We start from the raw sequence: 7819 nt of genomic DNA on the forward strand, positions 1-7819 counted from the left end.
CGGACCCCGCCGGACTCCAGAGGGTCCGACGGGGTCCGGTACCCGAGGCCCGGCGAGGCCACGAGTACCGATCCTGCGGCCATGAGAACCACGAGGACGCCGCACACCGGCGACTGCACCGCCTCGTCGCGGTCAGTGCTCGCGCGGGGCGGGCACCACGCGCTCCACCTCGGGGTGGACCGTGAGCAATTGGCGCATGGCCGTTTCCGCCGCCATGCCGTCCCCGGTACCGAGGGCGTCGACGATGCGCGCGTGCTGCGCGAGGGACGCCTCGTTCGGCCGGTCACAGGCGGTGACCGGGCCACCCGAGACCTGGAGGGCCGACGAGACGATGCCGGAGAGGTGCTCCATCATGCGGTTGCCGGCGATCTGGATGAGCAGGGCGTGGAACTCGTTGTCGGCACGCGAATAGGTCAGCGCGTCGCCCTGCGCCATGGAGTGGCTCATGATCTCGACCATGTCGCAGAGGCGCTGCTGCACCTCCTCGCGCCCGTGCCCGGCGGCGAGGCGGGCGGCGAGCGGCTCGATCGTCCAGCGCAGCTCGCTGAGCTCACGGCGCTGGTCGTCGCGCTGGGGCCCATAGGCCCGCCACTCGATGATGTCCGGGTCGAGGAGATTCCAGTCGCTGACGGGACGCACGCGCGTGCCGACGTTCGGGCGGGCACTGACCAGGCCCTTGGCCTCGAGGACGCGGAGGGACTCGCGGACGACGGTGCGGGAGACCTCGAACCGCTGGCCGATCTCCTCGGGTACCAGCGGGCGGTCCGCGCCCAGGTCGCCGGAGACGATCATCTGCCCCAGCTGCTGAACGAGTTGGCCGTGCAGCCCGCGTCCGCGGCTGCCCGCGGCACGCCGGCTGACGCGGCCCAGCTCCGGGTCCGCGCCGTCCCAGGAGGGCGCTCCGACGCGGTCGGCCACCGGGGCCTCGGCGTAGGAATAGCGGTCGAGATCGCCCGGGCCGGTCAGACCTGAGTCTGCGGAGCGGGCGGCGGTCATCATGGTGTGCGCAAGGGTACTCACGGATCCTTTGTCGGCGCGGTCTCCAACTCCCTTGAGGTCTTTGGTGAAAAGCACACGAAAGGGTGATCGCTCACCCCATCGCAATTGACGCCTTATCGGAAAGAAATGAGCTTTCTGTGGGAAGTTGTGCTCACAGCGGGACCGGAAGTGTTCGGGCAGTCGTCATCGGACCCTGGCACGCAGCGTCGTGAGCAGATATGCGCACAGCAGTCCCGCCAGGGACAACGCCAGTCCGCCGCCCACGGGTTGAGCGAGAACTCGCACCGTCGCGAGCAGATAACGCTCCCCTCCGAAGGGCCACTGCAGCAGGAGCACCTCCCGCATCCGCATCGGGAAGCCGGCCGCCATCCGCATGCCGGAACCCTGCAGCGCCGCGTGCACGAGCGGTACGACGAGGACGGGTACGGCGAGGACGGCGGCCAGACCGGCCGTGGTGGACCGGAAGACTCCGGCCGCCAGCACACCGGCCCAGGCGCAGCCGGTGACCAACCCGAACCAACTCACGGTCAGCGAGAGCCAGTCCGCGGGAACCTGTGTCAGCTCCCGCCCGTAGACGATGTAGAGCACTTCGGCGTCGCAGCCCACGGTGAGGAAGGCCAGCAGCAGCGCGGTGGCCCCGGAGACGAGCAGTTTCGCGGTCAGCAGCCCCAGCCGGCGGGGCACGGTGCCGCGGTCCGCCGCCAGGGCGGGGTGGCGGAACTCGTCCCCGAAGGCCAGTGCGCCGAGCAGCCCCGCCGCGAGCGCCGCCGGCGGCAGCGGCAGTTCCCGCGGCCACGCCGCGAACAGCCGCGCCTGCGGGGTGTGGCCGAGCCGGGCCAGCACCACGGCCGTGAGCGCGGACACCACCAGCACGGCACCGCAGGTCAGGAAGCCGGTGCCGACTCCGGTGGCGCGCCGGATCTCGTACCGCAGGGGGCGGAGGGGGGCGGGGGCGGGGCGGACGGAGATGGGGGGTGGGAGGGGGGAGAGGGCATCGACCGTGCGCACACCGTCGGCACGTACGGCCCGTCCGGGCTGCGGTTTGCCGGTCCCGGGATTCCTGGCGCCCGGGAGGCGGGTGCGGGTGGCGGGGATACCCGCCGAGGCGCTGCTCGTGCTTCCGGTCTGCGATTTCCGGGACGCCGAGACCCCGGCCTGGCCGGTATTCGACGCGGCCGAGGCCTCGGCGGACCGGTTGCCGTCGGCTCGTGCGGCCACCTTGGCCGGAGCAGCCCCACCACCGACCCGGACGACATCGTGGGGCCCCCTTTCGCCGGTTCCGGAAACCGCTGCGACCGGTGACGCGCCCTGGGCCGGGCCGGCAGGGGCGATCTCCGGGTGCTCCGGCGCGGACGCGCGGCCAGGGTCTTCCCCGAGCGACGACCGCTTGCCGTGGCCGGTCCGCGTGCGCTCCCCCACGGAGGGCCCGGACGGGGTCCGCTCTTCGTCGGTCCACGCTCCCTGGGCCGCGAAGACGCTGGACCCAGCGGGCTCCGGCGCCGAACGGCCCTCTGCGCCGCGCCCACGCTCCTTCGACGAGACGCCTGACACCGAGTTGCCCTGCTCCCTCGACGCGCCGCCCGGCGCCGACGAGCCACATGCCGCGTTGCCTGACTGCGCCGCCGGCGAACCACACACCGCGTCGCCCGACTCCGTCGCCGGCAGATCGGGCCCCGGAGGTTGCATGTCCGCCGTCGGCAAGGCGGATTCCGCATGTTCCCGTCCCGCCGACGGCACGTCCGCAGCGGCTCGGCTCTCCTCCACGGAGGAGTGACCCAGCGCCACACGGGCGGGTTCCGGCGCCGAGGAATCGGACGCGGCTCGTCCGTGGTCCACCGACGACCCGTCCGCTGCGGCCTGCGTCCTCTCCTCCGACGAGACGGCAGGCTCAACGGTGCCCTCCTCCCTCGGACAAGCGTCCGAGGCGGTTCGCTCGCGAGTCGTCTCGGACGAGTCCGGTACCTCCGACTCGCGCTGAGCCCGCCGTGTGCCGCCGACCTCCGTCGCACCACCGGATCCCGGCCCCATGTCACCGACCTCGTCGGCCAGTTGATGGACGAGGATGCCGTGGCGGAACGCCGTCTCGCCGATGTCGGCGGTCGTGCTGCCGTACACCGAGAGGCGGTTGCCGTCCTCCCGCACGACCTCCACGGATCGGCGTGCGGTACGGGCCTCCTTGGTGAGCAGGGCCGCGAGGCGCGCCGCTTGGGGGCTGCGGACCACCACCCGCGGGCGCAGCCGGGTGCGGGCGAACTCCTTGGCCTCCTGGTCGGCGACGAGTCTGCCGCCATCGAGAGTGATGACCCTGTCCGTCGTGCGCGCGGCCTCCTTGGGGTCGGCCGTGGTGAAGAGCACGGTGCCACCGTGGTGGGCATGGGCGCGCAGCATGCTGTGCAGCCACTGCGCCTCACGGACGGAGAGACCGACGGCGGGTTCGTCCAGGACGAGTGTGTGCGGGTCGGGCAGCAGGGCGCAGGCCAGGCCCAGTCTGCGGTCCATACCGCGCGACAGCGTGCCGAGGCACTCCTCGCGGAGGCTGACGAGGCCGACTACTTCGAGGACCTCGTCGGCGCGCCGCACGGGAACCCCCGCCGACGCGCACAGCATCCGCAGATGGCCGCGGACCGTGCGGGCCGGGTGCCCTGGCACGTCACCGAGGAGCACGCCGACTTCCCGCGCCGGGTGGGCGATCCGGTGCAGGGGCCGCCCTCGGAAGTAGGTGATGCCGCGGCCCGGTTGAAGCTCGAGCATCAGTCTGAGCGCCGTCGTCTTGCCCGCGCCGGCGCCGCCGAGGAGCGCGGTGACATGCCCGGCGCGCGCTTCGAAGGAGACGTCGTCGATGGCGGGCGGGTGCGCCTTGCGGGGGTTGCTGGTCAGTCCGAAGGCCTGGATCACCTGCAGCAAGATAGCGCGCTATGTCCGATTTTTTGGTGTATAGCGCGATCTATCGCCGAGTGCCGCGCAGACCACCCCTCTCCGTGTCCGCCGTTCGACGGAGCCTGGGCTCGGCTCGTACCGCCGGCTCGGCCCGCGTGTCGTGGCCGTCCGCGCCGCGCCTCAGACCTCGGGGCGCAGCATCGGCGGGTTGAGCAGGGTGGCGCCGCCGGCCCTGAAGAGCTGGGCCGGCCGGCCGCCCTGGCGGGTGGTCGTGCCTCCGGTGGGGACGAGGAACCCAGGGGTTCCGGTGACCTTGCGGTGGAAGTTGCGCGGGTCGAGGGCCACGCCCCAGACCGCCTCGTACACCCGGCGCAGTTCTCCGACGGTGAATTCGGGCGGGCAGAACGCGGTGGCCAGCGACGAGTACTCGATCTTGGACCGAGCCCGCTCCACTCCGTCGGCGAGGATCTGGGCATGGTCGAACGCAAGGGGCGCCACGGGCTCGCCGTCGCGGCCGTAACCGCCCTGCTGGAGCAGTTCCTCCACCGGTGCCCAGCGCGCGTTGCTCGCGTCGCCTCCCGCGCGTGGTGCGGGCAGGTCGGGCGCCAGCGCGAGATGCGCGACGCTGACCACGCGCATGCGCGGGTCCCGCTTGGGGTCGCCGTAAGTGGCGAGCTGCTCGAGGTGGGCACCGTTGTCCTGGGCCGGGACCGAGGGGTCGTGTGCGCACAGCCCGGTCTCCTCGGCCAGCTCCCGCGCCGCCGCCTGGGTCAGGTCCTCGTCGGCCCGTACGAACCCACCGGGCAGCGCCCATCGCCCCTGGAAGGGGGGCTCACCCCGGCGTACCGCCAGCGCGCACAGGGCATGGCGGCGCACGGTCAGCACGACCAGGTCCACGGTGACGGCGAAGGGCGGAAAGGCTGACGGGTCGTAGGGCATGTCGCGATCATAGTCGTCTTCCTGACGATAAACACTCCCTTCTCGGCCGCACGGGTAGTGGTTCCGCTTCGTTCGGGTATGGGGCGCAGGGCCCGTCCCACGTTCGTTCCGGCGGGGGCGTCGTGCTCGTCCTGGCGGTCGCGTCGTACGAGGTCACGCTCCCCGTGGCCAGCGGGTCACACGCCCAATTGCAGACCGTCCGCGGCCTCCTCGACCATGGCGAGTCCCAGTCGGCTGATCCGTACGGCGAAGGGGGCGCCCGCGACGCGCAGTCCGGTCAGGCCGAGTTCGCCGAGCGGGGCGCTGCGCGCCGGACGCAGAGTGACCGTGCCGGCGGGGGCGTCCGGGCGGATACCGGCGAGTGCGGTGAGCATCAGGACCACGGAGGCCGCGGCGGTGGCCGCGGGCCGGCAGGCCGCCGGGTGCGGGAGGGGAGTGCTGCCGGCGGAGCGCTGTTCGCCGGCGAACATCTCGGGCAGCCGGTGGTCGAAGTGGGCCGCCGCTTCCAGCAGCCCTGTCAGCAGGCCACCGGCTTCCTTCTCGTAGCCGGCCGCGGCCAGTCCCGCGACGGCGAGCGCGCTCTCCTGGACCCGCACGGCTCCGGTCCGGTGGCCGAACGGGTTGTGTCCCGCCTCCTTGGCGCCAAGGCCACGCAGCCCCCAGCCCGCGTCCATGGCGGGGCCGCCGAGCAGCCGGGCGAGGTGTTCGGTCTGCGTCTTGTCCAGCAGTCCCGGGGCGAGCCGGCCGGAGCCGAGCAGCCCGGTGTCGAGCAGGTGCACTGCGGCGGAGCCCAAGTGCGGCACGGGGCGGCCGTCCGGCGCCAGCGCCGCGGCGGGTCGGCCGCCGCCGTGGTCGTCGATCCAGAAGTCGGTCCGGAAGGCTCCGCGCAAGGTTTCGGCCCACTGCCGCAATTCCGTGGCACCCGGTCTGGCGCAGGCGTCGAGGAGGTCGGCGCCCAGCAGCGCCGCGCGATACGCGTGGGCCTGTGTCTCGCAGCGGACCGGCCCCGCGGGCTGCGGGTCGGGGAGGTAGCTTCCGTCGCCGACGGTGGCGCGCAGCCAGGTCAGACAGCGTTCGGCCGCCGGCAGCAGTTCCTGCGTCTCCCGCTCGGGAAGACCCCAGCGGCGGGCTTCGGCGAGCAGGACGGGGAAGAGCAGTGTGGCCTCCGTTCCCGTGCAGCCCGGCGGGAGGAGCGGGCCGGCGTCGCGTCGCGGCCCCGGGAGCATGCCGGCCCGGGGGCCGGCGCCCGGGAGCTGGGTACGGGCCAGGATGCGCAGCGTGCCCGCGGCGAGGCGGGTCCCCAGAGGCAGGGCCATTCGGGCGGCGGCGATGGCTTCGACGGGGGCCATTCCGCAGCGCCACGGCGCACCGGCCGCGAGGTGGATGTCGGAGGGGTGCGCGGGGTCTCGCAGGAGCAGTGCCTGGAGGTCGGCGACGGCCGCGTCCAGCAGGGGGGCCACACGGGGATCGTCGCCGGACGCGCGGGCTGGTGCGAGTGGGCTGGTCACGGCATGCCCCGCGGCCCGCAGCGGACTCGCTCTCTCTGGCCGCACCCTCAGTTCCACGACGGCCGTCCCGCTCGGCGGCAGGTCGAGTTCCCAGCGCAGCAGTCCGGCGGACGCCAGGGCGTCGGAGGGTGGCGGGTCGGCGGTGACGCAGGCGGCGGCTCCGACCGTGGCCCAGCGCAGGCCCGAGTCGCGAACGGTGGCCGGGACTTCGGGGCCCGCGCTGCCGGAAGCGATGGTGCCGAGTTCCGCGAGGTCCGTGCCGAGGGCGACCTCGACGGGCAGGCGCAGGTGGCGCAGGGCGGCGTTGCGGAGTGTGATCCGTTCGGTTCCGTCGGCGTGCCGCGTCCGCTCGACGACCACCTCGGGATCGGGGCCGGCTGCCTGGGAAACGCGCAGCGTCCCCACGAAGCGCGCGCTGTCGGCTCCGGTCATCCTGGCCTGCACTGCCAGCGGTTCCCGGCCGGCCACGCGGAGCTGGCACCGCGAGAGCAGGCGCCTGCCGCCTCGGTAGAAGCCGTCCAGTCCCCGGCCGGACAGTTGTCCCAGCTCCCCGGAGATCGCGAGGCCGGGCAGGGCGACACAGATCAGCGTGGTGTGCGTGGGCGGCAGCTCGGGCGCCGGGCGGACGTCCGGAGCGGTACGTGCGGGAGGGGCTGCGGCGGTTCGACGAGACCCGCCGGGTGCCGGGGACGAAGGATTGCCGTGGGTGGCCGGGGGCTTGGGGCGTCGGCCCAGCGGAGGCGGCAGCGGAACGCCGACGGTCTCCGGTGCGGACGGGCCGGCACCGGGTGTCGGGAACGGCTCACGCCTGTCCCAAGGCGGACGTTCCTCGTCGGCGGCGGGCGGAGTCGGCTGTTGGTGCATGGGGTCGCCTCTTCTGCGCTCGGTGGGCCTCGAACGTGCTGGGCGGCCGTTGGGGCGCCCCGGAGGACAAGGGTCGTGCGGCGGCAGGGCCCGTCCGGGCGTTCCACCACTCAGGTGAACGGAGGGGGACTCGTCGGGGTCACGGCTCGTTTCGGGGAAGCCGACCGAATGGCGGCGTGGTGGTAGGGCGCCATACCCGTCGACGTGCTCCTGAGCCGCCGCCAACTGACATGCGACGGGCCCACCTGTACCCGCGGCGCCCTCCGACCTGCCCGGCGAGTCAGGTCGGCCATGCGATTCCCGGTGCATCCCGACGACGCGGCCACCGCGCCGCTGGAAGGTCGAGAGGCCACCGCGCCGCTGGACCGTCGACAGGCCCCCCGGCAACGGCTCAGGGCCGTGCGGCGAGGGCATGCACCACATCCCCCGGTCCGTGCCGGTGTGCGGCCGGTCGTCCCAACGCGGACACGAGCCGGCCCCCGACGGCAGACGCCACACCCGCCAATCCCCGCCGTCAAACCACCGGCCTCCCCCACACGGACACGAGCCGGCCCCCGACGGCAGACGCCACACCCGCCAATCCCCGCCGTCAAACCACCGGCCTCCCCCACACGGACACGAGCCGGCCCCCG

The 7819-nt window shown here is 73.6% G+C and carries 4 protein-coding genes; all 4 read right to left on the reverse strand.

Annotated elements, in window-relative coordinates; translation table 11 throughout:
• Positions 1 to 132 precede the first annotated feature (132 nt).
• A complete protein-coding gene (locus AC07C1_RS05610; RefSeq protein WP_478937090.1) occupies positions 133 to 1020 on the reverse strand; it encodes a FadR/GntR family transcriptional regulator in 888 nt (295 codons plus the stop codon).
• Between the two features lie 162 nt (positions 1021 to 1182).
• Entirely contained in the window at positions 1183 to 3894 is a 2712-nt protein-coding gene (locus tag AC07C1_RS05615; RefSeq protein WP_478937091.1) for an ABC transporter ATP-binding protein, read from the reverse strand.
• A 162-nt stretch (positions 3895 to 4056) separates the two neighbouring features.
• Entirely contained in the window at positions 4057 to 4815 is a 759-nt protein-coding gene (locus AC07C1_RS05620; protein WP_478937092.1) for an NUDIX hydrolase, read from the reverse strand.
• 176 nt (positions 4816 to 4991) lie between these two features.
• Entirely contained in the window at positions 4992 to 7187 is a 2196-nt protein-coding gene (locus AC07C1_RS05625; protein WP_478937093.1) for a glycogen debranching N-terminal domain-containing protein, read from the reverse strand.
• Positions 7188 to 7819 lie beyond the last annotated feature (632 nt).

This window comes from Streptomyces sp. NPDC045022 (assembly GCF_056432605.1).

Excerpts from the sequence above, each read along its gene's own strand:
- AC07C1_RS05620 (WP_478937092.1), bottom strand. The coding sequence starts at position 4,815 with ATGCCCTACGACCCGTCAGCCTTTCCGCCCTTCGCCGTCACCGTGGAC.
- AC07C1_RS05625 (WP_478937093.1), bottom strand. The coding sequence starts at position 7,187 with ATGCACCAACAGCCGACTCCGCCCGCCGCCGACGAGGAACGTCCGCCT.